The sequence below is a fragment of the Dietzia sp. oral taxon 368 genome (assembly GCF_002999155.1).
Lineage (GTDB): Bacteria > Actinomycetota > Actinomycetes > Mycobacteriales > Mycobacteriaceae > Dietzia > Dietzia cinnamea.
In genome coordinates, this window is record NZ_CP027238.1 from 1,151,382 (window position 1) to 1,175,640 (window position 24,259).

A 24,259-nucleotide genomic window follows, 5' to 3' on the forward strand; every position below is an offset into this window, starting at 1 on the left:
CGCCTGGGTCCGGCGCCGGGCCCTCGTCCTCATCGAGAAGACGGTTTCGCACGTCGCCTCTCGGGCGATACGGGCGGAACCGTCTTCTCGACGCTCAGCGCCGGGCGGGCGCAGCGCCGACTCAGTCGGCGTCGAGGTCCTGCTCGATGAGGGCGGCGATCTCGGCGACGGCGTCGGCGTCGTCGCCGCTCACCGTGACCTCGGCGCCCTTCTCCGCGCCGAGCGCCATGATGAGCATCGCGGAAGCGGCGTCGGCCTCCTCGCCGTCGAAGGTGATCTCGATGTCCGTGTCGTACTTCTCGGCGGCCTCGGCGATGATGCCGGCCGGGCGGGCGTGCAGGCCCTCGGCCGATCCGACGATGACGGTGGTACTGGCCATGGTGTCTCCTCCTGTGGGGTGGGTGGCGGGGGCGCGGGGGTCGGGCCTTGCCGCCATCGTGCAGGGTGGGCGGTCAGGCCGCGACCGGCTCGGCCGCGGCGGCCGGCGCCACTGCCGGGGTGCGTCGCGCGGACTTGGCGGTGACCACGGCCGCGCAGGCGACGAGCGTGCCGGCGAGGATCGCCACCAGGTAGCCCCACACCGGGCTGATCGCGAACACCACGAACAGTCCGCCGTGCGGTGCGTACGACTCCACCGAGAACGCCATGATGAGTGCTCCGGTGACGGCGCCGCCGGCCATCATGGACGGGATCACGCGCAGCGGGTCGGCGGCTGCGAACGGGATCGCGCCCTCGGTGATGAAGCTGGCGCCCAGTAGGAACGCGGCGCGGCCGTTCTCCTGCTCGGCCGGGCTGAACAGCCGCTTGCGCACGACGGTGGCCAGGCCCATCGCCAGCGGCGGCACCATGCCGGCGGCCATCACGGCGGCCATGATCCGCAGGGTCGCCGGGTTGTCGGCGACGAGGCCCGCGGTGGCGAACGTGTACGCGGCCTTGTTGACGGGCCCGCCGAGGTCGAAGCACATCATGAGGCCCAGGATCACGCCGAGCAGGATCACGGACGAGCCGGTCATGCCGCCGAGCCACGACTCCATGGCCGAGGTCAGCGAGGCGAGCGGGCGCCCGAGCAGCAGGAACATGAGCAGGCCGATGGCCAGCGAACCGATGAGCGGGATGAGCACGACGGGCATGAGGCCGGACAGCCAGCGCGGGGTCTTCCACGTGGTCATCCAGCGCACGAGGTAGCCGGCGAGGATGCCGGTGACCAGGGCGCCGATGAAGCCGGCACCGAGGGTCGCGGACAGCGCACCGCCGACGAAGCCCGGGGCGATGCCGGGGCGGTCCGCCAGGCCGTAGGCGATGTACCCCGACAGCACGGCGATCATGAAGCCCATCGCCGCCTGGCCGATCGCGAACAGCACTGCGCCGATGTAGAGGCGCAGGCCCGCGTGGGTGAGGGCCTCGGCGCCAGCGGTGCCGGCGGAGACGATCTCGCCGTCGAGATACCAGACCTCGCCGGGCAGGTCGGTGAGCGTGAACGAGGTGGACAGTTCTTGCCACACGAACGCGACGTCGTAGCCTGCGAAGAGGAAGCCGAGCGCGAGGAGCAGGCCGCCGGCAGCGACGAACGGGATCATGTAGGACACGCCGGTCATCACCGCGCGCTGCAGTCCGCGGGCCCAGTGCTCGTCGGCGCCGGACGCGCCCGACGCGGCGGTCCCCGAGCCGTCGCCGGAGTCGGCCGACACGCGACGGGCGCGGGGGTCGCGCGCGGCGGCCAGCGCCTCGTCGAGGACCCGGTCGGGGGCGTCGATGGCCTTCTTCACGCCGTACTCGACGACGGGCTTGCCGGCGAAGCGGCCGCGGTCGCGGACGCCGACGTCGGTGGCGAACACGACCGCGTCGGCCGCCTCGATCACGCCCGGGTCGAGGGCGGTGGCGCCCGCCGAGCCCTGGGTCTCCACCTGCAGATCGACGCCACGCGCCTGCGCGGCCTGGGCCAGGGAGTCGGCGGCCATGTAGGTGTGGGCGATGCCGGTGGGGCAGGCGGTCACCGCGACCAGGCGCAGCGGCGCGTCGCCACCACCGTCGGTTGTGGTCGCCGCCCCGCCGCCGGACGCCGTGGGGGCGGGCGCCGACGAGGACGACGACGAGGCCTTCTGCTCCTGCGCGGCGAGCACCTTCTCGATGGCCGCGACCGCGTCCTCGGCCGTGGCGGCCGCCCGGAGGGAGTCCACGAACTCGGCCCGCACGAGGTTCCGCGCGAGCGTGGCGAGCAGCTTGAGGTGTTCCTTGCCGCCGCCGGCGGGGGCGCCGATCATCAGTACGAGGTCGGCGGGTCCGTCCTTGGCGCCGAAGTCGACGGGCGGGTCGAGTCGGGCGAACGCGAGGCTCGGTGAGGTCACGGCCTCGGACTTGCAGTGCGGGATCGCGATCCCGCCCTTCATGCCGGTGGCCGCTTTGTCCTCTCGGGCGAGGAGGTCGCGCACCAGGGTGTCGTGGTCATCGGCGCGGCCGGCGTCGACGAGGGTCCGGGCCAGCGCCCGGATCACCTCCTGCTTGGTGCCGCCGAGGTCGGCGTCGAGCCGCACGGTGGCGGTCTCGATGATGGGCTGGTTCATGGCCGTGCTCCGTGTCGTGGTGAGAAGGGGTTCGCGGTGAGAAGGGGTGGGGCGGGGACGGGGACCTCAGTCGAGGCGCCTGAGCGTGGCGCGGAAGGTGGCGGGGTCGAGGCCCAGCGGTAGTCCGGTGCCGGGCAGGGAGGCGGCCACGCTGCCGTGACCGACGGCCCATGCGAGACGGTCCCGCGGCGGGAGTCCGCGGGCCCCGGCGAGCAGATATCCCGCGAGCGCGGAGTCGCCGGCCCCGACCGTGGACCTGACCCGGACGGCGGGGGCGTTCGCGAACCACGTCTCGTCGTCGTCGACCAGGACTGCTCCGGCACCGCCCAGGGTGACCAGGACCGCGCCGACGCCGCGCTCGCGCAGGGCGCGTGCGGCAGCGACCACGGGTCCGGTGTCACCGTCGACGGCGCGTCGTTCCAGCTCCGCGCCGTCGACGCCGGCGAGCTGGCCGAGCTCCTCGCCGTTGGGTTTGACCAGGTCCGGCGCGGCGTCCGGGAGGCGTGCGGCGAGGGCGGCCAGGGGCGCGTCGGAGGTGTCGACGGCGAGGCGCGCCCCCGCCGGACGCAGGGCGGTGACCAGGTCGGCGTAGAAGCCGTCCTCCACGCCGCGCGGCAGGGATCCGCTCAGCACCACCCACTGCGCTTCACGGGCGAGGTCCGCGATCGTGGACCGGACCCGGTCGAGCGTGGCGGCATCGAGCTCGGGGCCAGGGGAGTTGATCTTGGTGGTGGTGCCCTCGGGGTCGGCGAGGGTGAGGTTGATCCGCACGGCCCCGGTCGTCGGCATCACGGATGTCGCGACGCCGGTCGCGGCGCACATCGTCACGAACGGGTCCTCGGGAGGCGCGGGGAACACCGCGCGCGCCTCCACCCCGCCGGCGGCCACCACACGTGCGACGTTGACGCCCTTGCCGCCGGGTGAGTCGTCGACGGCCGCTATGCGATTGACCCCGCCCACGGCGAGCGGCGCCGGCAGCTGCGCGGTGCGGTCCACCGACGGGTTCATGGTGAGCGTGACGATCATGGCAGCACGACCTCGATTCCGTGGGTGTCCAGCGCGGCGGCGAGCGGGCCGGGCGGGGGCGAGTCGGTGACCAGCACATCGATCTGGTCGAGGCGGGCGAACGAGACGAGGAACTCGTGGCCGAACTTGCTCGAGTCGGCGAGCACCGCCACCCGCCGCGCGGCGCCGCACATGGCGTTCTTCACCGCCGCCTCGTCCGGGTCCTGGGTGGTGAGGCCGCGGTCGGGGTGGAGGCCGTTGGCGCCGACGAACGCCACGTCCACGCGGATCGCCTCCAGCGCCCGAAGCACCGACGCGCCCACACACCCGCCGGTGAGGCCGCGGACCGTCCCGCCGAGCACGTGCAGGTCGTCGGTCGCCGCGCGGTGCAGGCCGTCGGCGACGGGGACCGAGTTGGTGATGACCGTCAGCCCGTGGTCGGCGGGCAGCGCCTCGGCGAGGGCCGCGGTGGTGGAGCCGGCGTCGACCAGCACGGTCCCGCAGGCGGCGGGCAGCAGGCGAAGCGCGGCCCGGCCGATCGCGGTCTTGGCCTCGACGTTCTCCGACCGGCGCGCGGCGAGGGTCCGCTCCACACGACCACCCGGGACCGCGCACACCGCGCCGCCGTGCGTGCGCTCGAGGTGGCCCTCTGATTCCAGGACCGACAGGTCGCGGCGGATGGTCTCGGCGCTCACGTCGAGGTCGGCGGCGAGTTCGGCCACGGTGACCCGCCCGGACGCGGCGAGGGTCTCCGTGATGCGCCGTCGTCGCTCGCTGCCGTACATGGTGAGCCTTTCGCCTGTGACCGAGTGTGTTGGATTCTGCCCGAAACGGTTGGAAAGTCAAGCGGTCTTAGTTATTCTCGTCACATAACCACTCGATCGGCCGGGCGCGGGTGCCCGGTCCGCTAGGAGCTCCCAATGACGCAGCAGTCGAAGGCCGGGGCGGTCATCCGCGGCACCGGCGTGGTCGCCGGACTCGCCCACGGGCCCGCCCGATGGGTGGTCCGGCCCGACGCACTTGACGTCCCCGCCCCGGCCGCCGCCCCGGACACGCCGGGCGCGGTGGACCAGGAGGCCGTCGAGCGCGGTCGCGAGCGCTTCGCTGCCGCGGCCGCCACCGTCGCCGACCGCCTCGACCAGCGGGCCGCCCTGGCGACCGGCGTCAGCGCCGAGGTGCTCACCGCCAACGCCGTACTCGCCCGCGACCGCGGCTGGGCCAAGGAGGTCACCAAGGAGCTGAAGAAGGGCGCGGCGGTCGAGGCCGCGGCGGTCGCCGCCACCGAGAGCTTCGCCGCGAAGTTCGCCAAGATCGGCGGCCGGCAGGCCGAACGCATCACCGACCTGCGCGACCTCTGCGCCCGGGTGGTCGCCGAACTGCGCGGCCTGCCCGAGCCCGGGATCCCCGCCTTCGACGAACCCGGCATCCTCCTGGCCGACGACCTGGCCCCCGCCGATACCGCCGGCCTCGACCCGGCCCTCGTGCTGGGGATCGTGTGCGAACAGGGCGGCCCCACCTCACACACCGCGATCATCGCCCGGCAGCTGGGCATCCCCTGCATGGTCGCCGCGGGAGGCCTGTCCGCCGTCGCCGACGGCACCCGCGTGCTCGTCGACGCCGCCGCGGGCACCGTCACGGTCGAGCCCGAGGAGGGCCCGGCCGCCGCGGCGGCCGAGGCGGACCGGCGCAGCCGCGCCGCGGCGGCGACCTGGACCGGACCCGCCGCCCTCGCCGACGGCCACGCGGTCTCCCTGCTCGCCAACGTCCAGGACGGCGACGGCGCGGAGGCGGCCGCCGCCGGCCCGGCCGCGGGGATCGGCCTGTTCCGCACCGAGCTGGCGTTCCTCGACCGGGCCGACGAGCCGACCCACGACGAGCAGGTCGCGCTCTACGCCCGAGTGCTCGGCGCCTTCTCCGACGCGCGCGTCGTCACCCGGACCCTCGACGCCGGCTCGGACAAGCCGCTCGCGTTCGCCGGGATGACCGAGGAGGACAACCCCGCCCTCGGCGTGCGCGGGATCCGCGTGGACCTGCTCGACCGCGGGCTATTGGACCGCCAGCTCGACGCCCTCGCGGCGGCCGGCCGGCAGGTCGGCGGAGCGCAGTCCTCACCGTGGGTGATGGCGCCGATGGTGGCCACCGTCCACGAGGCCCGCGACTTCGCCGACCGCTGCCGCGGCCGGGGCCTCACGCCCGGGATCATGGTCGAGGTGCCGTCCGTCGCCGTGGCGGTGGACCGCTTCCTCCCGCACGTGGACTTCCTGTCCGTCGGCACCAACGACCTCACCCAGTACGTCATGGCAGCCGACCGGATGTCCCCCGACCTGGCCGCCCTCACCGATCCCTGGCAGCCCGCGGTGCTGCGACTCATCCGCACGGTCGCCGACGCCGCCGGCCGTTCCCCCGACGGCCGGTCGATCCCGGTGGGCGTGTGCGGCGAAGCGGCGGCCGACCCGGACCTCGCCTGCGTCCTGCTGGGGCTCGGCGTCACCTCGCTGTCGGTGGCCACCGCCGCCCTCCCCCACGTCGGCGCCGCGCTGGCCGGGGTCACGCTCCAGCAGTGCCGCGAGTTCGCCCGGATCGCGCTCGACAGCGACACGGCCCGCGACGCCCGGGACGCGGTCCGCGCCGCCCGCGGCTGAGGGGGCGCCGGGCACGCGGGCGGCGTCGGCGGAGCGCCACTTCGAGGACCTCCGCGAACACCATTGGCTGGTCTACACTTGACGCCTGTCAACGACGAGAGTGTCCAGATCAGGACTCCGCCTTCGTCGCCACACCGAGAATCACGAGGTCTCACATCATGAATCCGCTGGTCGCCCCCGGTCGTGAAACCCTGTTCCGGTCGCTCGACGTCCGCTCACTGCACCTGGCCAACCGCCTGGTCATGTCGCCGATGACGCGGATGGGCTGCCCGGGCGGACTGCCCGACGAGATCAACCGGGACTACTACGCGGCCCGCGCCGCAGGCGGTACCGGGCTGGTCGTCACCGAGGGCATCGGCGTGGACCACCCCACGTCGGTCGACCACTCCGCGATCCCGCGCCTCGACGGTCCGGAGTCCGTGGCGGCGTGGCGCGTGGTGACGGACGCCGTGCACGCCGCGGGCGGCCGGATCATGGCGCAGCTGTGGCACGTCGGTCCGCTGTGGGGCGCCAACGCCCGCTTCGATCGCGGGAGCCGCGACCGCCTCATGGCGATGCACCCCATGCGTCCGTCGGGCCTGTGGGGTACGCCGGGCGTCACCACGTACTCGGATCGGAGTATCGAGCGCTGGTCGCCGGCGGTGGAGCCGATGACCGAGTCGGACATCGCCGACGTGATCGGCGCCTTCGCCCGGTCGGCACGGTATGCCCTCGAGGCCGGGTTCGACGGGGTCACCCTGCACGGCGGCCACGGCTACCTGCTGGATGCGTTCGTCTGGGCCGATACCAACCGACGCACCGACGAGTGGGGCGGCGACCTGGCGGCGCGGAGCCGCTTCCCCGCAGCAGTCGTGGCGGCGGTCCGTGAGGCCATCGGCGCGGAGGCGCCGCTGTTCTACCGCTTCTCGCAGCACACGCAGCAGGACTACACGGTGCTCAAGGCCACCAGCCCCGACGAGCTCGGCGTCTACCTCGGCGCACTCGCCGAGGCGGGCGTCGACCTGTTCGACGCGTCGACCAGGCGGTTCAGCGATCCGGCGTTCCCCGACCTGGAGGGTGACGACGGCAAGGTCACCCTCGCCGGGTGGGCCCGCAGACTCACGGGTAAGCCGGCGGGCGCCGTGGGCGGCGTGGGGATCGGGACGTCCCTGCGCGAGCAGAAGTTGGGCAAGGCGGCCGTGGCGGCGGACAACATCGATTCGGTCGTGGAGTGCATGGAGCGCGGCGAGTTCGATCTCATCTCCATCGGCCGGATGCACCTGGCTGATCCGGCGATTGCCCGGGTCCTGCGCGAGGCCGAGCCGCTTCCGGAGTTCGACCGCGAGGTGCATGAGGCGCCGCTCCGCGCCCCGGCCTGACAACGGTTCCCGCCGTCGCGAGCCGAACCCTGGCGGGCCCGGCCGGCCGGGGCTAGCCTGCGGCCATGACCGTCACCGATGAACTGCTCGAGGCCGCCAAGGCCTATCAGTCCGACTTCGACAAGGGCGACCTGCCCATGCCGCCCGGCAGGAAGGTCGCCGTCGTGGCCTGCATGGACGCTCGCCTCAACCCGTACGGCCTGCTGGGCCTGACAGAGGGCGACGCCCACGTCATCCGCAACGCGGGAGGGGTCGTCACCGACGATGTCCTGCGATCGCTCACCATCAGCCAGCGGCTGCTCGGGACCGAGGAGATCGTCCTCGTCCACCACACGGACTGCGGGATGCTCACCTTCCGGGACGACGACTTCAAGGATCAGATCCAGTCCGACACCGGCTTGCGGCCGCGCTGGGCGCCCGAGTCGTTCCCGGAGCCGGAGGCCGACGTCCGCCAGTCGATCGCCCGCGTGGAATCCGACCCCTTCCTGCTGCACAGCACCGCGGTGCGCGGTTTCGTCTACGACGTGTCCACCGGCGAACTGCGTGAGGTCCAGCGCGAAGAGTAGCCCGCCCGGCACGGCCGTCGACGACTCCGGCGTCATCCCACCGTTGAGGCGGCGCTGGCCGCCGACGCAGGTGGCTGGGTGGGAGACGACTACCTCCGCGCGGCGCGGTGTGCCTATGCTCGACATGAACTACCGACTTCCGGACGCAGGGAAAGACCGGTGAGAATCCGGCGCTGACCCGCAACGGTGTGCCGCTACCACAAGTGGCGGCGAGCCCGATCGCCTGCCCGGAGGCCTGACTCCACCAGTCATCGCCGAGGTCTGCGATCCGGGGTCCTGTCAGGTGACGTGGCGTCCTCGACGCCAGCCGTCCTGCGGGTCTGCCGTGGTCGTCGACCACACGACACGATCCGAGGTCTGATCATGTTCCGTCACCACCCCAGAACCGCGCTGGCCGCGCTGCTCGTGAGCGGCCTGGCGCTCGCCGGCTGCTCCCGGGGCGAGGCGCTCGAGAGCGGTGGCGCGGCCGAGCCCTTCGCCAACCCGGTCACCATCGCCAACTGCGAGCGCGAGGCCACCTACACCGAGCCGCCGCAGCGCATCATCTCGATGAACGACCACGTCACCGAGACCCTCATCCAGCTGGGTGCGGGCGACCGGATCGTCGGGATGGGTTACGGCGATCAGAACGACGTGCTGCCGGAGGTCGCCGACCAGTTCCACGCCATCCCGTCGCTTGCCGAGGAGTACCCCACCTGGGAGCAGATCGTCGACCTCGAGCCCGACCTGGTGGTCGCGGGCATGCGCAGCGCGTTCGACGAGAAGGAGGGCCGCAGCCGCGACGCCCTCGAGTCCGCCGGTATCAACACGTTCCTGTTCTCGGAGTACTGCGGCGAGGGCTTCCCCGACCTGTCGATGCTCGAGACGGACTTCTCCCAGCTCGGTCGTGTCCTCGGCGTCGAGCAGGGGGCACGCGACCTCACGGATCGGATCCGTGGGCGGGTCGAAGACGTCCGCTCCACGCTCGACGCGGCGGGCGTGACCGGCATCCCCACCTTTTTCTACGACAGCGGCGAGGCCGAACCCATGACGATCGGCGGTGTGGGCATCGGCCAGCTCATCGGCGAGTACGCGGGCGCGGACAACATCTTCTCCGAGGGTGACAAGCCGTACCCCAAGACCACCTGGGAGGTCCTCGGCGAGCGTCAGCCGGAGGCGATCGTCGTGCTGGACTACGGCCCGACCAGCGCGGAGGACAAGATCGCCTACCTGCGCGCGCAGCCCGTCATGGCCACCACCCCGGCCATCCGGGAGGACCGGATCGTGGTGGTGCCGCTGGCGGACTTCTTCGAGAGCTCGCGGATGGCGACCTCGGTGGAGACCATCGCCCGCGAGCTGCACCCGCACGCGTTCGGGCAGTGACATGACGTCGGTAGCCGAGAAGCCCGATCGCCGCGAGGGCCGCCGCCCGCCGGCCCGGGCAGGGGCCGACCCCGCCGTCGTGTCCTCCTCCGACATAACGGACCCCGCCGGCACCGCACCCAGCGGCCGCCGGCCCCTCGCGCTGATCTGTCTGCCGCTGCTGGCCGTACTCGTGGTCGCGATCGCGGCGGGCGTCTCGCTGGGCTCGGTGTCCATCCCGTTCGGGGACGTGTGGGCGATCGTGGCGCACCGCCTCGCCCCGGGGTTGTTCGAGCCGTGGTGGACCGACGCCCGGGAGGCGATCGTCCTCGAGTCGCGGCTGCCCCGCGCGCTCATGGCGGCGGCCGTGGGCGCGTCCCTGGCGGTGGCGGGCGGCGTCGCGCAGGCGGTGACCCGCAACCCGCTCGCGGACCCGTACCTGCTTGGGGTTTCCTCCGGGGCGGGCTTCGGCGTCGTCGCCCTCACCGTCCTCGGCGTGGGCGCCGGGGTGTGGGGCGTCTTCACCCTGCCCATGGCCGCGTTCGTCGGCGCGCTGCTCCCGCTGGCCGGGGTGGTGTTGGTGGCCCGCCGCGCCCACGACACCACCGCGATCGTGTTGGTGGGGGCGGCCATGACGATGGTTTTCGGCGCGCTCAACACCTTCACGCTGCTGGTACTGGGTGACGACCACCAACTCGGCACGGTCATGCGGTGGCTCGCCGGCGGATTCGGCGACGCCGGGTGGACGATGGTCTGGGCGCCGATCGCGATCCTTGCCGTCGCCGGCACGGTGGTGATGCTGTGCAGTCGCCACCTGGACCTGCTCCTCACCGGCGACGACGGCGCCACCGCCATGGGCGTCAACGTGCCGCGGTTCCGGATCCTCATGCTGCTGCTCGTCTCGCTGCTCACCGCGGGCGCCGTGGCGGTGTCGGGGACCATCGGGTTCATCGGCCTGCTCATCCCGCACCTCGCGGGCTTCCTCACGGGCCGGACGTCCGCGCGCCTGCTGCCCACCGCGGCGCTGCTCGGCGCCCTCGCCCTGGTCCTGGCCGACATCGCCGCCCGCTCAGTGCGCGAGGGCACAGAGCTGCCGGTCGGCGTCATCACGGGCGTCGTGGGCGGGCCCGTGTTCCTGGTGATGCTGTGGCGCCGCTACGGGAGGGCGTCGATATGACCACCCTCAGCGCGGACCGTGTCTCCGCCCGCCTGGGCGGCCGGCAGATCCTCGACGGCGTCGACCTCACCGTCACTCCCGGTCTGGTCACGGCCCTGGTCGGGCCGAACGGCAGTGGGAAGACGACCTTGCTGCGCGCGTGTTACCGAGCGCTGCCCACCACGGCGGGTCACGTCACCATCGACGGCGCGGACATCACCTCGCTGCGCCGCCGCGCGCTCGCCCGCGCGGTGGGGGCCAGCACGCAGGAGCCGGTCTCGCTCGGCGGCATCACGGTCCGCGAGTCGGTACGCCTGGGCCGGACGGTCACCCGCGGGTTGTTCGAGCCGCTGGACACCGACGACTCCGCGGTCGTCGAGACCGTCCTCGCGCGGGTCGGGCTGACCGAACTCGCCGACCGCGATGTGCTCGCCCTGTCCGGCGGGGAGCGGCAGCGGGTGTCGATCGCGCGCACCCTGGCCCAGCAGCCCGACGTCCTCCTGCTGGACGAGCCGACCAACCACCTCGACCTCCACCAGCAACTGTCGGTCCTGGCGCTGCTGCGCGAGCTCGCGGCCGGCGGCCTGGCGGTGCTGCTCACGCTCCACGACCTGCGCATGGCCGTCGAGTACTGCGATGCCGTCGCCGTTCTACACCGCGGTCGGCTCGTCGCGACGGGCGCGCCGGAGGAGGTCCTGGACGCCGCGGTGCTGCGGGAGGTGTTCGGCGTGCGCGGCCAGGTGCGGGCGGGGTCGGACGGTCGCCGCACCCTCGACGTGGTGGGGCTGGCCAATGCGTGACGAGGCGGTGGGTGGCGCGAGCGTGGGTGGCGGGCCGGGGGGTGACGACGGCGACGACGACGAGCTCCGCGCCCCCGGGGCCGTGGCGGCAGCGTACGCGGGCGCCTCGACCCTCCTCGGGGACTTCGCCCGCACCATCGAGCACGGCTCGACCGTCCTGCCCGGCGTGGTGCTGACGGACCCGCGGTGGCTGGCCCGGCGGGTGGAGGACACCGGCCGGCGCTGGACGCATGACGATCCGCGGGTGAACGGGACGTTGTGGTGGTATTCGGCCAGCTCGACGCTGGTCGCCGCGCCGCTGGCGATGCTGCTCGCCACCGGACGCGCGCCCGATCCCCGCCCGGGGCGGCTCAGCGTCTCGCTGCAGCCGAACGGCTATCTCCGGTCGGCGCGGTCTGATCGACTCCTTCCGTCGGTCGCGGCCTTCGCCGACGCGCTGGTGGAGGCCCACTCGGGGGTGATCGACGCCCTCGCGGAGGTCTCGGGCGCGGCCCGGCGGGCGTTGTGGGCGATCGCGACGGATTCCATCGCCAACCGGGCGCTCGAGGCGGGCCGCGCTGCGGGCGACGAGGACCGCGGCGGCGAGCTCGCTCGCGCCGTGTGTCGGCCGCCGCTGCTGCCGGCCCGCTACGTGGACGTGGAGGGCTCGGAGCGGACACGGCGGTTCGTCCGCCGCGGCTCGTGCTGCCTCATCTATGTGGCGACCGACGGCGGCAAGTGCGCGAGCTGCCCCCGCCGCGCCCCGGACGACCGCCGGGCCGAGCTCATCCGGCGGGCCTAGCTTCTCGACCGTCGATCACCCCGGGCCGATCGGAGCACCTGTCGAACTCCGGAGCCGGGTGCGACCCCAGACTCAGGCGAGAGGCAATCCGGGCACCAGATCCCCCGCCAGCCCGGCGACCGCGCCGATCACCGTGATCGCGGGTGGCGCGACCTGCGCCTCCGCGGCTTGTCGCGCGATCGTCGCCAGCGTGCCGTGCAGGATGCGCTGGGCCGGGGTCGAGCCGTTCTCGATCAGCACCGCCGGGGTGTCCGCGGGCATCGTCTCGGCCAGCAGTTCCGCGGTGATCGCGGGGAGGGTCGTCACCGCCATGAGTAGCACCAGGGTCGTGCCGGAGCGAGCCAGCGCCGCATAGTCGAGCGTCGACTGCGGGTGCCCGGGCGGGACGTGTCCGGAGATCACCGACACTCCCTGCGAGAGCCCACGGTGCGTGGCCGGGACCCCGACGAGCGCGGGCACTGAGAACGCTGAAGTCACGCCCGGGATCACCGTGACGGGCACTCCTGCGGCCGTGCACGCGAGATGCTCCTCGGCGCCGCGACCGAACAGGAAGCTGTCGCCGCCTTTGAGTCGCACCACCGTGCGGCCGCGCCGGGCCTGCTCGACGAGGATCCGGTTGATCTCCTCCTGCGGGGTCGCGGGACCGAACGGCACCTTGCCCACACCGATCACCTCGATGCCTGGGTCGAGCTCGACGAGGATCGACACAGGTCCCAGGCGGTCGGTCACCACCACGTCGGCGGTGCGCACGGCCTCGAGCCCGGCCACGGTCATCAACCCCGGGTCACCCGGCCCGCCTCCGACCAGCACCACCCGGCCCGGGCACTGCCCGCCGCCGACGGCCCGGTCGACGCGATCCTCGCCGGCCGCCGCATTCTCCGCCGCCATCAGGCCGTCGTCCCTTCTCCGCGTCGCAACAGGTACACATCCATCACCCAGCCGTGCTCGGCGCGCAGCCGCTCGCGGTGCCCCCGCAGCTCGGCCAGCACGTCGCCGACGCGGCCGGCCACCAGCGTCTCGCCGGCATCGCCGAGGTTGCCGCCCCACCAGATCCGCCAGTCGGCGAACCCGTCGAGCGGCAGGTCCGCGTTGAGCATCACCACCACGTTGTCCGCGCCGGCGGCCACGGCCTCGCGCAGCCGCCGCCCGGTGGTGACGGTGACGGTGCCGCCGATCTCGTGCAGCACGATCCGGTGCCGCGCGGCCAGGACCTGCAGCGCCGAGATCCCCGGCAGCACCTCCACGTCCAGGGCCAGTCGGCCGCGCTCGGCTATCCGGTCGAGAATCCGCACCGTGGAGTCGTAGAACGCCGGGTCGCCCCACACCGGGATCGCCACGTCGCCGGGCCGCGCGGCCATCGCGCGCTCCCACGCCAGTGAGCGCGCCTCGTGCCAGTCCAGGACCACGCCGCGGTAGTCGCCGTGGGTCGAGGTCGACGACGACGAGCGCTCCCTCTCCGGATCGGGCACGCCCACCAGCTCCAGGTTCGGTGCGTGCCGGGCGAGCAGCCGCGCCCGGAGATCGACCAGCGGGTCGGCCGGGCCCTTCACAGCGGCGAGGGCGTAGTCGCTGGCACGAAGGGCGTCGATTGATTCGACGGTGATCTGGTCGAGGCCGCCGGAGCCGATGCCCACCACGCGAACACGCCGCTTCTCAGTCGCCATGGGAGTCCTCGAGGTCGCCCTCGACGTCCAGGTACACCTGCCGCATCCGATCCATGACCTCCGCGTCCGGCTCGGCCCACATGCCGCGGTCGGCGGCCTCCGAGAGCCGCTCGATCATCCCGCGCAGCGCCCACGGGTTGGACTGGCGCAGGAAGTCCTGCGTCTTCTCGTCGAGGACGTACTCCCGGGCCAGGGCGTCGTACATCCAGTCCTGGACCACGCCGGCGGTGGCGTCGAACCCGAACAGGTAGTCCACGGTCGCGGCGAGTTCGAACGCGCCCTTGTAGCCGTGGCGCTGCATCGCGGCGATCCAGCGCGGGTTGACCACGCGGGCCCGGAACACCCGCCGGGTCTCCTCGGCCAGGGTCCTGGTACGGATCGCGTCCGGGGTGGTGGAGTCGCCCACGTACGCGCGCGGCTCGGCGCCGGTGAGCGCGCGCACGGTGGCGATCATCCCGCCGTGGTACTGGAAGTAGTCGTCCGAGTCGGCGATGTCGTGCTCGCGGGTGTCGATGTTCTTGGCCGCCACCGCGATGCGCCGGTAGTTGGTGCGCATGTCGTCGGCGGCGGGCACGCCGGCGAGGTCGCGACCATAGGCGTACCCGCCCCAGCGGGTGTACACCTCGGCCAGGTCGCGGTCGTCGCGCCAGTTGCCCGCCTCGATGGTCTGCAGGATCCCCGCGCCGTACGACCCGGGTGCCGAGCCGAAGATGCGGGTGGTGGCCCGTCGCTCGTCGTGGTGCTCGGCCAGGTCGGCGCGGGTGTGGGCGGCCACGTAGTTGAGCTCGTCCGGCTCGTCGAGCTCGGCGACCATCCGCACGGCGTCGTCGAGCATCGCGATGACGTGCGGGAACGCGTCGCGGAAGAACCCCGAGATCCGCACGGTCACGTCCACGCGGGGGCGGCCCAGCTCCTCGACCGGGACCACCTCCAAGCCGGTGACGCGGCGGGAGGCCTCGTCCCACTCGGGGCGCACGCCCAGCAGGGCCAGCACCTCGGCGATGTCGTCGCCCGAGGTGCGCATGGCCGAGGTGCCCCAGATCGACAGTCCCACCGAGGCCGGGTAGGAGCCGGTCTCCTCCAGGTGCCGCTCGAGCAGCGAGTCGGCCATGGCCTGACCCGTATCCCAGGCCAGTCGAGACGGGATCGCCCGCGGGTCCACGGTGTAGAAGTTCCGTCCCGTGGGCAGCACGTTGACCAGGCCCCGCAGCGGGGATCCCGAGGGGCCGGCCGGGATGAACCCGCCGTCCAGGGCGTGCATGACCGCGTCCAGCTCGTCGACCGTGCCGGCCAACCTCGGTACGACCTCGCGGGCGGCGAAGCCGAGCACCTGAGCCACCTCATCGTCGTCGCCCCCAACCACGTCGGGCACCGCGGCCACGTCCCAGCCTCGCGCCTCCATGGCCTCCACCAGCGCGCGCGCCCGCGCCTCGACGCGGTCGACCTCCTCGGTCGGCGCGCCCTCGGCCAGGCCGAGCGCGCGGCGCAGGCCCGGCACCGCGCCGGACTGCCCGCCCCACACCTGGGACGCGCGCAGGATGGCCAGCACCAGGTTGACCCGCGCCTCGCCGTCGGGCGCCTGGCCCAGGACGTGCAGGCCGTCGCGGATCTGGACGTCCTTGATCTCACACAGCCAGCCGTCCACGTGGAGGAGGAAGTCGTCGAACTCCTCGTCATCGGGACGCTGCTCCAGGCCCAGGTCCTCGTGCATGTGCGCGGCCTGCATGAGGGTCCAGATCTGCGCGCGAATGGACGGCAGCTTGGCCGGGTCCATCGCGGCGATGTTGCCGTACTCGTCGAGCAGCTGCTCGAGCCGCGCGATGTCGCCGTACGACTCCGCGCGGGCCATGGGCGGCACCAGGTGGTCGACGATCGTGGCGTGCGCGCGGCGCTTGGCCTGCGCGCCCTCGCCCGGGTCGTTGACCAGGAACGGATAGATCAGCGGCAGGTTCGCGATGGCCGCGTCCGTGGCGCAGTCCGCCGAGAGCGCGGCGTTCTTGCCCGGCAGCCACTCCAGGGAGCCGTGCTTGCCGATGTGCACCAGCGCGTGCGCGCCGAAGCCGTGGGCCAGCCAGCGGTAGGCGGCCAGGTAGTGGTGGGACGGCGCGAGCTCGGGGTCGTGGTAGATCGCCACCGGGTTCTCGCCGAACCCGCGGGGTGGCTGGATGAGCAGCACCACGTTGCCGGCCTGCAGGGTGGCCAGGACGAGCTCGCCGGCGTCGTTGACGAACAGGGTCCCCGGCGCCTCGCCCCACGCCTCGACCATCTCGTCTCGAAGGGTCGCGGGCAGGTCGGCGGTCCAGCGGAGGTAGTCCTCGGTGGAGATCCGGACGTGGCCGTCGGTGAGCTGCGCGGTCGTGAGCCACTCCTCGTCCTGGCCGCCCGCGTCGATGAGCGCGTGGATGAGGGCGTCTCCGGCCTCGGTGTCGGTGGCGTAGGCCTGCTCGTCGAGGAACTTCGCGATCGGCCCGTCCGCCGGGCCCAGATCGTAACCCTCGTCGCGCATGCGGCGCAGCAGGCGGATCGTGGATACCGGGGTGTCCAGGCCGACGGCGTTGCCGATGCGGGAGTGCTTGGTCGGGTACGCCGACAGGACCAGCGCGATCTTGCGGTCCGCGGGCGCGACGTGGCGCAGCCGGGCGTGGGCCACGGCGATCCCGGCCACGCGCGCGCACCGCTCGGGGTCGGCGACGTAGCGGGGCAGGCCGTCGGCGTCGATCTTCTTGAACGAGAACGGGGCGGTGATGATGCGACCGTCGAACTCGGGGATCGCGATCTGGTTGGCAGAGTCCAGCGGGTTGACGCCGTCGTCCGACTCCGACCAGTCGTCGCGGCCCCAGGTCAGGCACAGGCCCTGCAGCACGGGGATGTCCAGGGCGGCGATGCGCTCGACGTCCCACGCCTCGTCGTCGCCACCCGCGCTGGCGGCCCCGGGCGTGGTGCCGCCGGCCGCCAGTACGGTCACGACCAGCGCGTCCAGCGTGCCGAGCGCGTCGAACAGCTCGTCGGGCGCCGAGCGCAGGGAGCCGGCGAAGATCGGCACGCCCACCCCGCCGGCGGCGTCGATCGCGTCGGCCAGCGCGTGCGCGAATCCGGAGTTCCCGCTCACCTCGTGGGCGCGGTAGTAGAGCACGCCCACGCGGGGGCCGCCCGGCGACTGGTCAGACCCGCCCGCGTTCTCCCAGGTCGCGTCGCGGGAATCGCGGCGTTTGTGACCACTCGCCGGGGAGTCGGCGCCCGGCCGCTCCGGCATCCCCCACACCGGCACGCTCACCGGCGGCTCGAAACCGGCGCCGGTGAGCAGCACCGTGTCGGAGAGGAAGGCGTGCAGCTGCGCGAGGTTGGTCGGCCCGCCCTCGGCGAGATAGCGGTGGGCCTCGGCGGCGGTCCCGATGGGGACGGTCGACAGTTCCATGAGGTCGGCGTCCGGGGTCTGCTCACCGCCCAGCACCACCACGGGCACGCCCGCGCCCAGGACGGCGGCGAACCCGTCATCCCACGAGCGACGCGAGCCGAGAATGCGGACCACCACCAGGTCGGCGCCGGTGATCAGGGCGGGCAGGTCGGACTCGACGTGCAGGCGCGACGGGTTGCCGAGTGTGAACTCGGCGCCGGATTCGCGCGCGGAGAGCAGGTCCGTGTCGGAGGTGGACAGTAGTGCGATGCGGGGCACGTCGGAGCGTGCCGGGGCGTCGTCAGGGGACGCCGAACGCCGGTCGGGGCGCATGTTCTTCTCCAAACCCTCGTGGAACATGTCGCCGTGGCCGGTCTCCTGGCTTCCGCATCAGCACCGCGCGACCGACCTTCCCGGGCTCTCGCCCAGTGGCCCCCGCCCCCACGTGTGGGGCGGACGAGGGTCGCGTGGCTCCGCGACTACAGTGGCGAGGGCCGCGCCGGCTTCTCCTCCGGCTTCCCGAGCACCACGGCACGGGCGAGCCTATCCGCCGTCCCGCCCGGACCACCCTTCGCCCTCGGAAGCCACCCCGGCTCGGCTGCCGGCGCTCTCACCGCCCGCGCTGACCTTCCTACCCCGTGCTCGCCGTGCTTAGACTCGGCGTGTGCCAGCTGATCGGGCGAGGACCGAGCTCCCCCCGGTCATGACCACGATCGTGGGCGTGACCGTGGCGCTGGTCAGTGGCATCTTCGGCATCAGCGCGCACGGGCTCGCGGCGGACATGGGCCCGGTCTCGTTCGCCCAGGCGCTCACCGTGGCAATCACCAGCGCCGGGATCGGCGCCGCCACCGCCGCCGCAGCCCGCTACCGGTTCCCGATCCTCGCCTCGGCGTCAGGACTGATCACCGGGCAGGGCGCCGTCCACATCGCGATGTCCGGCGGGCACTCGCACCACGGGTCCGGCTCGCACCCGCCGGGCCACCACGGCACCGACCCCGCGGCGCTCCGGGCCGCGATGGACACCGCCGCCCACGATGCGCTGGCCTCCGCAACAGCGTTGATGACGCCCGTCATGCTCGCCGCGCACATCGCCGCGATCGGCTCTGCACTACTGGTCATCGCTGCTCTCGCCGGCGCTCTGGCCTGGGTGTCCGCCCGGTCGATGCCGCCGATATCGACAGCGCACCTCGTCGCCGTCGTCGCCGTCGTCCCGGTCCCGCGCGGCGCCGACGCGCCGCTCAAGCGCTACCTGGTCTCCCGCGGTGGGACCAGAGCGCCGCCCGCTGCCGCATAGTCGCAGGTCCCGCACCCGCCGACGCGCGCCACGCCGCGCTCGGGCGGTGCGGTGACATGTCCGGGAGCGGCGCGCGGTGGATCCACCGTCCCCGCCTCCCGTGTCTCACCCGCAGCGGCCGTCAGATCGTCCCGCTGCGCCCACTCGGGCACCGATTCCTTCCCGCCCCGCTCGGCCAGCCAGCGCCGCGCGCAGCCGGGTCTCCGGGTGCCCGCACTCACCGACCTCGCGGCCGCGCACGCCGCTCTCCGCAGACCAGCTCCGTGCTGCCCGGCGGGTAGTACCGACCCGCTCGCGGACCGCCTGATCCCGAAGGGATTCGCCTCTCATGACCGCCACCCATCCGGCCGAGCGCCACACCCGCGACCCCGGTGCTGCCGAACCGGCCCCGCCCGCGCGGCCCCTCTCCGCGCAGCTGGGCGCGATCCTCACCCGCGTCCACTTCTATGCGGGCCTGTTCGTCGCACCGTTCCTCGTCATCGCCGCTCTGTCCGGGGCCCTGTACGCGCTGTCCCCGACACTGGAGCGGCTCGTCTACGCCGAACAACTGACCGCGCCACCCGCGTCCACCGCACTCAGTCTGGAGCAGCAGATCGACGCCGCGCAGGCGCAGTTCCCGGAGCTCGCCGTGGTCCAGATCTGGCCTTCCGACGAGCCCGGCACCACCACCCGGATCCTGTTCGCCGACCCCGCGCTGGACGACGGTCTCAACCGCGCGGTGTTCGTGGACCCCGCCACCGGTGACGTGCGCGGCGACCTGAGCAGCCATTCGGGACTGGGCGAGCTCCCGCTGCGGAGCTGGATCTCCAGCCTGCACCGGGATCTCCACCTCGGCCCGCCCGGCGAGCTCTACTCGGAACTCGCCGCATCCTGGCTGCTGGTCCTGGGGCTCAGCGGAATTGTGCTGTGGTGGCGGAAGGTCCGGTCGACCCGTCACGGGAGGGCCGCAACCACCCGAACACTGCTGCGGGGCTTCCCGGCCCGTCCCGGCTCCCGCCAGAAGGCCATGAGCCTGCACGCCGCGCTCGGCACCTGGTTCGCGATCGCGATCCTCGGCATCGCGGTGACCGGCCTGACCTGGTCGGCGTTCGCCGGAGCCAACGTGGACACGGTCGTGGAGAAGATGAACTGGCGCTCGGATCCGCTGCAGACCTCCCTGGTCGCCGGCGCCGCGACGGACGGGGACGAGCACGCCGGGCACCTGGGGCACGGTTCGGCGGTTTCCGCCTTCGAGGTGCCGGTCGATCAGGTGCCGGTGGTCCTGGCCGCGGCGCACCAGGCCGGTCTCGAGGGCCCGGTGCAGATGGTCCCGCCGGCTGATCCGCACACGGCGTGGTCGGTGAGCGAGCGGTGGGTGCCGTGGACGTTCAGCTCCGATGCTGTGGCTGTGGACGGAGCCACCGGGCAGGTCGTCGACCGTCTCGACTTCCGCGACCTCTCGCTGTACTCGAAGCTGTCCTCGTGGGGCATCTACCTGCACATGGGCATGCTGTTCGGCCTACCGTTGCAGATCGCCCTCGCCGCAACCGCCCTGACGATCGTCGCGCTGACCGTCCTGGGGTATCGGATGTGGTGGACGCGTCGCCCGACGCGCGGGGGCCTGCCCGCCGGTCTGGGCGGGGTCACCGGCCATCGCTGGCCGGCGTATCTCATCGCCGGGGTTCTTGCCGTGGCCGTGGGGCTGTTCCTGCCGTTGCTCGGCGCGTCTCTCGCGCTGTTCGTCGTCGCTGACCTGCTGATATCGCTGCGGCGGTCCGTCGCCGCGAAGCGGCACGCCGAGATCGGGTCCACCACGTAGCGCTCGCCCCTGCCTGCCGGCGCGGAAGCAACGGCAGGCCGGGGCGGAAGCAACGGCAGGCCGGGGCGGCCCTCTCTCCCGGGCCGGGATGCCCTACCCCCGGGTGAGATTGCCCCTCAGAGCCAGTCGTTGCCCCCGAGCTGCAGCTCAGTGACGTCAAGCTGCGGCGTCAGGCCCGTCTCGGGGGCGAGCCCGTGCTTCTCCAAGACGGCGCGGATCGTCTCGGCGGCGTCGATGTTGAGGGGGCTGGAGACCCACATGCCGTAGGGCAGGTTGACGAAGCGGTTCTCGCGGACCGCCTTGAGGTCTCGGCTGGCGGGGTGCGCCTTGAGTGCGGCGATCTTGTCGTCGACGGTCTGCTCGCCGTAGTCGACGAACGCGATCATGTCCGGGTCCTCGGCGGCCAGGCGCTCCCAGCTGACACTTGTCCAGGTGTCGGCCACGTCCTCGGTCGCGCTGCGTGCGCCCGCCGCGTCGATGATCCCCTGAGGCCCGCCGAAGGAGCCGGACGACAGGATGGTGTCGCTGGTGCTGTCGACCAGGAAGATGGTGGGCCTGCCCTCGGGCGCGGGCAGAGCCCGGAGCGCTTCGAGCCGTTCAGCCACGTCGTCGGCGGCCGCGGCACCGGTCTCCGCGTTCCCGGTGATGATCCCGATGTTGCGCAGGTCGGTATCCAGAGCCTCCCACGGATCCATGGTGCCGCGCTGCACCTCGCCCTCGGCCTGGCGGCACGCCTCCGAGAGCTGGTAAACGCCGATGCCGTGCCCGGCGAGGATGTCCGGCGTCAGGCCCCGGGAGTCGGAGAATCCGTAGTTCCAGCCGGCGAACATGACGTCCGGCTCCGCGGCCACGACGTTCTCCAGGGTCGGGCCCTTGCCCGTCACCTCATTGAGCTGGTCGTACTGGTCACCGTACGCCAGACGCAGCAGGTCCTCGTCCTCCGAGGCGGCGGCCACGGCCGTGAGCTGATCGATAGCTCCCGCGGACAGGGCGATGGAGATGATCCCCGAGTCGTAGGCGAACAATTCGTCGACAGTCTCGGGGTAGGTCACCTCCTCGCCGCAGTTGACCACGGTGACCTCTCCCCCGGTGCCGCCGTCGGCGGAGTTCGTGGCATCGGAACCGCATGCGGAGGCCAGGGCCAGGGTGATCGCCAGGGCGGGGCCTGCCGTGATGACTGAACGCTTCATTGCTGGTCTCTACTTTCTGTGGTGACCGCGTCCCCGATGAGCAAGTGGGGTCGGCCGGTTCGTGGGTGGGCGACGATGTCGCCGTTGACGCCGAAGACCCCGTCCAGGAGGTCGGCGGTGAATATCTCGACGGGTGGCCCGTAGGCGACGATCCGCCCGTCATCGACCACGGCGACCGCATCGAAGTGACGGAGCACCAGGTCGAGGTCGTGGATCGCGGCCACCACCGTGGAGTGCAGGCTGTCCAGCGCGTCCATGAGCCGGAGTCGCCAGGCGGCGTCGAGGTGGTTGGTGGGTTCGTCGAGCATGAGCAGCGGGGTCTGCTGGGCGAGGGTTCGGGCCAGGACGACCCGGTGGCGCTCGCCTCCGGAGAGCCGGGTGCAGGACTGGTCGCCGCGGCCGGCCAGGCCGACGGTGTGGAGTGCCCGGTCGACGATCTCCTTCTCGCCCTCCTCGCCGAGTGCCCACGGGGTGCGGTGTGGGGTCCTGCCGAGCGCCACCGCTTCGGCGAGGGTGAGTTCCGCCGAGGGGGCTTCTTCCTGCCCCTGGACCGCGATGAGCAGCGCGCGCTGCCGGGACCGCATCCGGTGCACATCGAGACCGTCCACGGTCACCGATCCCTGCACCGGGGCATCCAGGCCGGCCAGGACCCGCAGCAGGGTCGACTTGCCCGCGCCGTTCGGCCCGACCAGGGCGAGGCGGGAGCCGGCGGGGACGTTGAGGTCGACCCCGGAGACGATGACTCTCTTCCCTCTGGCGCAGGACACGTTCTGCGCGACCAGGTGCGCGCTGGCGGCCTGCGTCATGACGCGTTCCCGAAGGTGTAGGCGCGGCGGCCCATGAGCAGCAGGAATACGGGGGCGCCGATGATCCCGGTGACGATGCCCAGCGGCATCTCCTGCGGGGCGGCGACGACCCGGGAGATCACGTCCACCCAGACCAGGAAGAGCGCACCTGCCGCGGCGGCCACGGGGAGCATGGCGCGGTGGGTCGCCCCCACGACGAGCCGGGCGGCGTGGGGGATGATGAGCCCCACGAACCCGACGCCGCCAGCCACGGCGACGAGCACCCCCACCAGTAGTCCCTGGGACACGAAGAGCCCGATCCGCAGGGCCCGCACGGGCACGCCGAGCGAGGCGGCGGTGTCCGATCCGGTTGCATAGGCGTCCAGCCAGGAGTGCACTGCGAGCCCGACGGCCAGCGCGAGCGCCACGACCACCGCGGCGAGCGGGATCTTGGCCCAGGTCGCTCCGGCCACGCTGCCGAGCATCCAGTGCATGACAGTCTCCGCCGAGCGCGAATCGGTGGCGATGAAGACCAGGAACGAGGAGATGGCGGTGAACGCCGAGGAGAGCACCACGCCGGCCAGGATGAGCCGCAGCGCGGTGAGCCCGCCGGTGGCGGTGGCCACCGCGTAGACCAGCAGGGTGGCACCAAGCGCGCCGACGAGTGCGCCGCCGGAGAGGGCCCAGATGCCGAGCCCGCCCAGGAAGCCCATGGTGATCACCGCGGTGGCTCCCACTGCGGCGCCCGCCGAGACGCCGAGGAGATACGGGTCGGCGAGCGGGTTGCGCACGAGGGTCTGCATCGCTGCGCCGGCGAGCGCGAGACCGGCCCCCACCAGCGCCCCGAGCACAGCTCGGGGGAGCCGTAGGTCGAGGATGATGATGAAGTGCGCGCGCTGGGCCTCGCCTCCGGTCATCGCCGCCCACACCGTCCGCCACACATCACCGACCGGGATGTGCTCGGCGCCGAAGGCCACCGAGGTCACGACGCTGATCGCCGTGAGGATCGTGAGCACGATCGCCAACGGGACGGGCGGGATCCTGCGGGCGGAGCGGACCGAGGCCGCGGGTGGTCCGGCGCGTCGGGCGGCCCCCGCCCTCACCACTCTCACCGGGTGCTGCTCCCCGCTCGGGCCCGGGCGGGTGTGTGGCGGAGGCGCTGTCGCACGCGCCGCTCTCCCTCGCTGAGCCGTGGGCATGACGCGCATTCGGTCTTGTCCGACCCCAGCCGGATGAGGCAGCAGGTGTGTCGGTCGTGAACCAGTGCGGGCGGGTTGTCCAGCCGCACCAGCGTCACCAGTGGCCGCTCGCTCAGGGACTTGGCGACGACGCGGGCGCCGTTCTCGACCGCGGCCCGTCGGGAGGTGGGAACGGTCCGGAAGCCGACCCCGAAGGCGCCGGCGCACGACGCCGCCACGCCCCCGAGGGCGGCGCGACGGGTCACGGTCCCGGCGGCCACGCATGCCTCCACCAGCGGAGTCACGTGGTGACGGAGCACGTCGACCAGCGCGGTGGGGTCCGGGCCGCATCCCACCACCGGCGTACCGGGGATCGACACCTCGACGGTGGCACCGGCTGCGTCGAGGTGGGCCCACCAGCGCTCGTGCGCCGGGTCGAGGAGGGTGCCGTCTGCACACCAGGCCGCCACCATGAGGCCAAGGGCCCGGCCCGTGTAGTGCTGGAGTGAGCACAACAGTCCGGGCGCCAGGTGGGAAGTGCCCAGGTGCGTGGAGTAGCGCTGCCCGATCTCGCGCCACGAAGCCGGGTCACGAAGCTCGACGGCGCTCCGCCACGCCGGGTCGTCGTGATCGGGTCTGGATCGGTGGGGCACGGGGTATGCCGCGAGTGCCCGTTCGGCTTCAGCACTGATGCCTGTGCCTACGGGCTCATACGTGGGGTACACGTGTGGCCTTATCTCTTCAAA

20 protein-coding genes and 2 riboswitches are annotated in these 24,259 nt (G+C 72.9%); of the genes, 9 read left to right on the forward strand and 11 right to left on the reverse strand.

Translation table 11 applies throughout. The annotated features are described in order from the left end of the window. Window positions 1–121 precede the first annotated feature (121 nt). The 4 genes from C3V38_RS05525 to C3V38_RS05540 all read right to left on the reverse strand — a co-directional run bounded on the left by C3V38_RS05525 (window position 122) and on the right by C3V38_RS05540 (window position 4,351). Window positions 122–379, reverse strand: a complete 258-nt coding sequence (locus C3V38_RS05525) for an HPr family phosphocarrier protein (protein WP_007629212.1) — start codon at window positions 377–379, stop codon at window positions 122–124. A gap of 73 nt (window positions 380–452) precedes the next feature. Beyond that, a complete protein-coding gene (locus C3V38_RS05530) occupies window positions 453–2,561 on the reverse strand; it encodes a fructose-specific PTS transporter subunit EIIC (protein WP_106385237.1) in 2,109 nt (702 codons plus the stop codon). Between the two features lie 66 nt (window positions 2,562–2,627). Continuing rightward, window positions 2,628–3,587, reverse strand: coding sequence for a 1-phosphofructokinase family hexose kinase (locus C3V38_RS05535; protein ID WP_106385238.1), 960 nt, complete (start codon window positions 3,585–3,587; stop codon window positions 2,628–2,630). Further along, window positions 3,584–4,351: a DeoR/GlpR family DNA-binding transcription regulator gene (locus tag C3V38_RS05540; protein ID WP_061228138.1), complete on the reverse strand. Its 768-nt coding sequence runs from the start codon at window positions 4,349–4,351 to the stop codon at window positions 3,584–3,586. Before C3V38_RS05540 ends, C3V38_RS05535 begins: the two co-directional genes overlap by 4 nt. A 135-nt stretch (window positions 4,352–4,486) precedes the next feature. Between C3V38_RS05540 and C3V38_RS05545 the strand changes: the two genes are divergently transcribed. From C3V38_RS05545 to C3V38_RS05575, 7 genes are all read left to right on the forward strand, one after another. Further along, the gene (locus C3V38_RS05545; protein ID WP_106385239.1) at window positions 4,487–6,208 is read left to right on the forward strand and encodes a phosphoenolpyruvate--protein phosphotransferase; all 1,722 of its coding nucleotides are present in this window, start codon (window positions 4,487–4,489) and stop codon (window positions 6,206–6,208) included. A 158-nt stretch (window positions 6,209–6,366) separates the two neighbouring features. Then, the gene (locus tag C3V38_RS05550) at window positions 6,367–7,566 is read left to right on the forward strand and encodes a 12-oxophytodienoate reductase (protein WP_106385240.1); all 1,200 of its coding nucleotides are present in this window, start codon (window positions 6,367–6,369) and stop codon (window positions 7,564–7,566) included. Window positions 7,567–7,631: 65 nt separating this feature from the next. After that, window positions 7,632–8,132 carry a carbonic anhydrase gene (locus C3V38_RS05555; protein WP_070722567.1) on the forward strand — a complete coding sequence of 167 codons (501 nt, stop codon included), beginning with the start codon at window positions 7,632–7,634 and terminating at the stop codon, window positions 8,130–8,132. Between the two features lie 88 nt (window positions 8,133–8,220). Continuing rightward, window positions 8,221–8,378: riboswitch (cobalamin riboswitch) on the forward strand. A 117-nt stretch (window positions 8,379–8,495) separates the two neighbouring features. After that, window positions 8,496–9,494, forward strand: coding sequence for an ABC transporter substrate-binding protein (locus C3V38_RS05560; protein ID WP_106385241.1), 999 nt, complete (start codon window positions 8,496–8,498; stop codon window positions 9,492–9,494). Window position 9,495: 1 nt separating this feature from the next. Then, the gene (locus C3V38_RS05565; protein ID WP_106385242.1) at window positions 9,496–10,650 is read left to right on the forward strand and encodes an iron ABC transporter permease; all 1,155 of its coding nucleotides are present in this window, start codon (window positions 9,496–9,498) and stop codon (window positions 10,648–10,650) included. Then, window positions 10,647–11,429 carry an ABC transporter ATP-binding protein gene (locus C3V38_RS05570; RefSeq protein ID WP_106385243.1) on the forward strand — a complete coding sequence of 261 codons (783 nt, stop codon included), beginning with the start codon at window positions 10,647–10,649 and terminating at the stop codon, window positions 11,427–11,429. The genes C3V38_RS05565 and C3V38_RS05570 overlap by 4 nt, the downstream gene beginning before the upstream one ends. Further along, window positions 11,422–12,210, forward strand: a complete 789-nt coding sequence (locus tag C3V38_RS05575) for a (2Fe-2S)-binding protein (protein WP_106385244.1) — start codon at window positions 11,422–11,424, stop codon at window positions 12,208–12,210. The genes C3V38_RS05570 and C3V38_RS05575 overlap by 8 nt, the downstream gene beginning before the upstream one ends. A 72-nt stretch (window positions 12,211–12,282) precedes the next feature. On the opposite strand, the gene cobA is transcribed toward C3V38_RS05575, so the two are convergent. From cobA to cobN, 3 genes are read right to left on the reverse strand one after another with little or no spacing between them, the layout of a single operon-like run. Further along, window positions 12,283–13,098, reverse strand: a complete 816-nt coding sequence (cobA, locus tag C3V38_RS05580) for a uroporphyrinogen-III C-methyltransferase (RefSeq protein WP_106385245.1) — start codon at window positions 13,096–13,098, stop codon at window positions 12,283–12,285. Further along, window positions 13,098–13,874: a precorrin-6A synthase (deacetylating) gene (gene cobF, locus C3V38_RS05585; protein WP_106385246.1), complete on the reverse strand. Its 777-nt coding sequence runs from the start codon at window positions 13,872–13,874 to the stop codon at window positions 13,098–13,100. Before cobF ends, cobA begins: the two co-directional genes overlap by 1 nt. Then, the gene (gene cobN, locus C3V38_RS05590) at window positions 13,864–17,547 is read right to left on the reverse strand and encodes a cobaltochelatase subunit CobN (RefSeq protein ID WP_217354166.1); all 3,684 of its coding nucleotides are present in this window, start codon (window positions 17,545–17,547) and stop codon (window positions 13,864–13,866) included. The genes cobF and cobN overlap by 11 nt, the downstream gene beginning before the upstream one ends. Before the next feature lie 71 nt (window positions 17,548–17,618). Continuing rightward, window positions 17,619–17,814, reverse strand: a riboswitch (cobalamin riboswitch). Between the two features lie 118 nt (window positions 17,815–17,932). Between cobN and C3V38_RS05595 the strand changes: the two genes are divergently transcribed. Together C3V38_RS05595 and C3V38_RS05600 are read left to right on the forward strand one after the other, a co-directional pair. Then, a complete protein-coding gene (locus C3V38_RS05595; protein ID WP_106385247.1) occupies window positions 17,933–18,562 on the forward strand; it encodes a hypothetical protein in 630 nt (209 codons plus the stop codon). A 328-nt stretch (window positions 18,563–18,890) separates the two neighbouring features. Continuing rightward, complete coding sequence (locus C3V38_RS05600; RefSeq protein ID WP_061915795.1) at window positions 18,891–20,360, forward strand: PepSY domain-containing protein; 1,470 nt, start codon at window positions 18,891–18,893, stop codon at window positions 20,358–20,360. Window positions 20,361–20,476: 116 nt separating this feature from the next. On the opposite strand, the gene C3V38_RS05605 is transcribed toward C3V38_RS05600, so the two are convergent. The 4 genes from C3V38_RS05605 to C3V38_RS05620 are packed head-to-tail and all read right to left on the reverse strand — an operon-like array spanning window position 20,477 to window position 24,166. Beyond that, on the reverse strand, window positions 20,477–21,550 hold the full coding sequence (locus C3V38_RS05605) for an ABC transporter substrate-binding protein (RefSeq protein WP_070719748.1): 1,074 nt from the start codon (window positions 21,548–21,550) through the stop codon (window positions 20,477–20,479). Continuing rightward, entirely contained in the window at window positions 21,547–22,356 is an 810-nt protein-coding gene (locus C3V38_RS05610; protein ID WP_061915801.1) for an ABC transporter ATP-binding protein, read from the reverse strand. The genes C3V38_RS05605 and C3V38_RS05610 overlap by 4 nt, the downstream gene beginning before the upstream one ends. Next, on the reverse strand, window positions 22,353–23,447 hold the full coding sequence (locus C3V38_RS05615) for a FecCD family ABC transporter permease (protein ID WP_371412140.1): 1,095 nt from the start codon (window positions 23,445–23,447) through the stop codon (window positions 22,353–22,355). Before C3V38_RS05615 ends, C3V38_RS05610 begins: the two co-directional genes overlap by 4 nt. Beyond that, window positions 23,444–24,166: a hypothetical protein gene (locus C3V38_RS05620; protein WP_061915804.1), complete on the reverse strand. Its 723-nt coding sequence runs from the start codon at window positions 24,164–24,166 to the stop codon at window positions 23,444–23,446. Before C3V38_RS05620 ends, C3V38_RS05615 begins: the two co-directional genes overlap by 4 nt. Window positions 24,167–24,259: the final 93 nt, after the last annotated feature.

What these genes read in the sequence shown, in the direction of transcription:
- C3V38_RS05525 (WP_007629212.1), bottom strand. Translation starts at nt 379, where the DNA reads ATGGCCAGTACCACCGTCATCGTCGGATCGGCCGAGGGCCTGCACGCC.
- C3V38_RS05530 (WP_106385237.1), bottom strand. Translation starts at nt 2,561, where the DNA reads ATGAACCAGCCCATCATCGAGACCGCCACCGTGCGGCTCGACGCCGAC.
- C3V38_RS05535 (WP_106385238.1), bottom strand. Translation starts at nt 3,587, where the DNA reads ATGATCGTCACGCTCACCATGAACCCGTCGGTGGACCGCACCGCGCAG.
- C3V38_RS05540 (WP_061228138.1), bottom strand. Translation starts at nt 4,351, where the DNA reads ATGTACGGCAGCGAGCGACGACGGCGCATCACGGAGACCCTCGCCGCG.
- C3V38_RS05545 (WP_106385239.1), top strand. Translation starts at nt 4,487, where the DNA reads ATGACGCAGCAGTCGAAGGCCGGGGCGGTCATCCGCGGCACCGGCGTG.
- C3V38_RS05550 (WP_106385240.1), top strand. Translation starts at nt 6,367, where the DNA reads ATGAATCCGCTGGTCGCCCCCGGTCGTGAAACCCTGTTCCGGTCGCTC.
- C3V38_RS05555 (WP_070722567.1), top strand. Translation starts at nt 7,632, where the DNA reads ATGACCGTCACCGATGAACTGCTCGAGGCCGCCAAGGCCTATCAGTCC.
- C3V38_RS05560 (WP_106385241.1), top strand. Translation starts at nt 8,496, where the DNA reads ATGTTCCGTCACCACCCCAGAACCGCGCTGGCCGCGCTGCTCGTGAGC.
- C3V38_RS05565 (WP_106385242.1), top strand. Translation starts at nt 9,496, where the DNA reads ATGACGTCGGTAGCCGAGAAGCCCGATCGCCGCGAGGGCCGCCGCCCG.
- C3V38_RS05570 (WP_106385243.1), top strand. Translation starts at nt 10,647, where the DNA reads ATGACCACCCTCAGCGCGGACCGTGTCTCCGCCCGCCTGGGCGGCCGG.
- C3V38_RS05575 (WP_106385244.1), top strand. Translation starts at nt 11,422, where the DNA reads ATGCGTGACGAGGCGGTGGGTGGCGCGAGCGTGGGTGGCGGGCCGGGG.
- cobA (WP_106385245.1), bottom strand. Translation starts at nt 13,098, where the DNA reads ATGGCGGCGGAGAATGCGGCGGCCGGCGAGGATCGCGTCGACCGGGCC.
- cobF (WP_106385246.1), bottom strand. Translation starts at nt 13,874, where the DNA reads ATGGCGACTGAGAAGCGGCGTGTTCGCGTGGTGGGCATCGGCTCCGGC.
- C3V38_RS05600 (WP_061915795.1), top strand. Translation starts at nt 18,891, where the DNA reads ATGACCGCCACCCATCCGGCCGAGCGCCACACCCGCGACCCCGGTGCT.
- C3V38_RS05605 (WP_070719748.1), bottom strand. Translation starts at nt 21,550, where the DNA reads ATGAAGCGTTCAGTCATCACGGCAGGCCCCGCCCTGGCGATCACCCTG.
- C3V38_RS05610 (WP_061915801.1), bottom strand. Translation starts at nt 22,356, where the DNA reads ATGACGCAGGCCGCCAGCGCGCACCTGGTCGCGCAGAACGTGTCCTGC.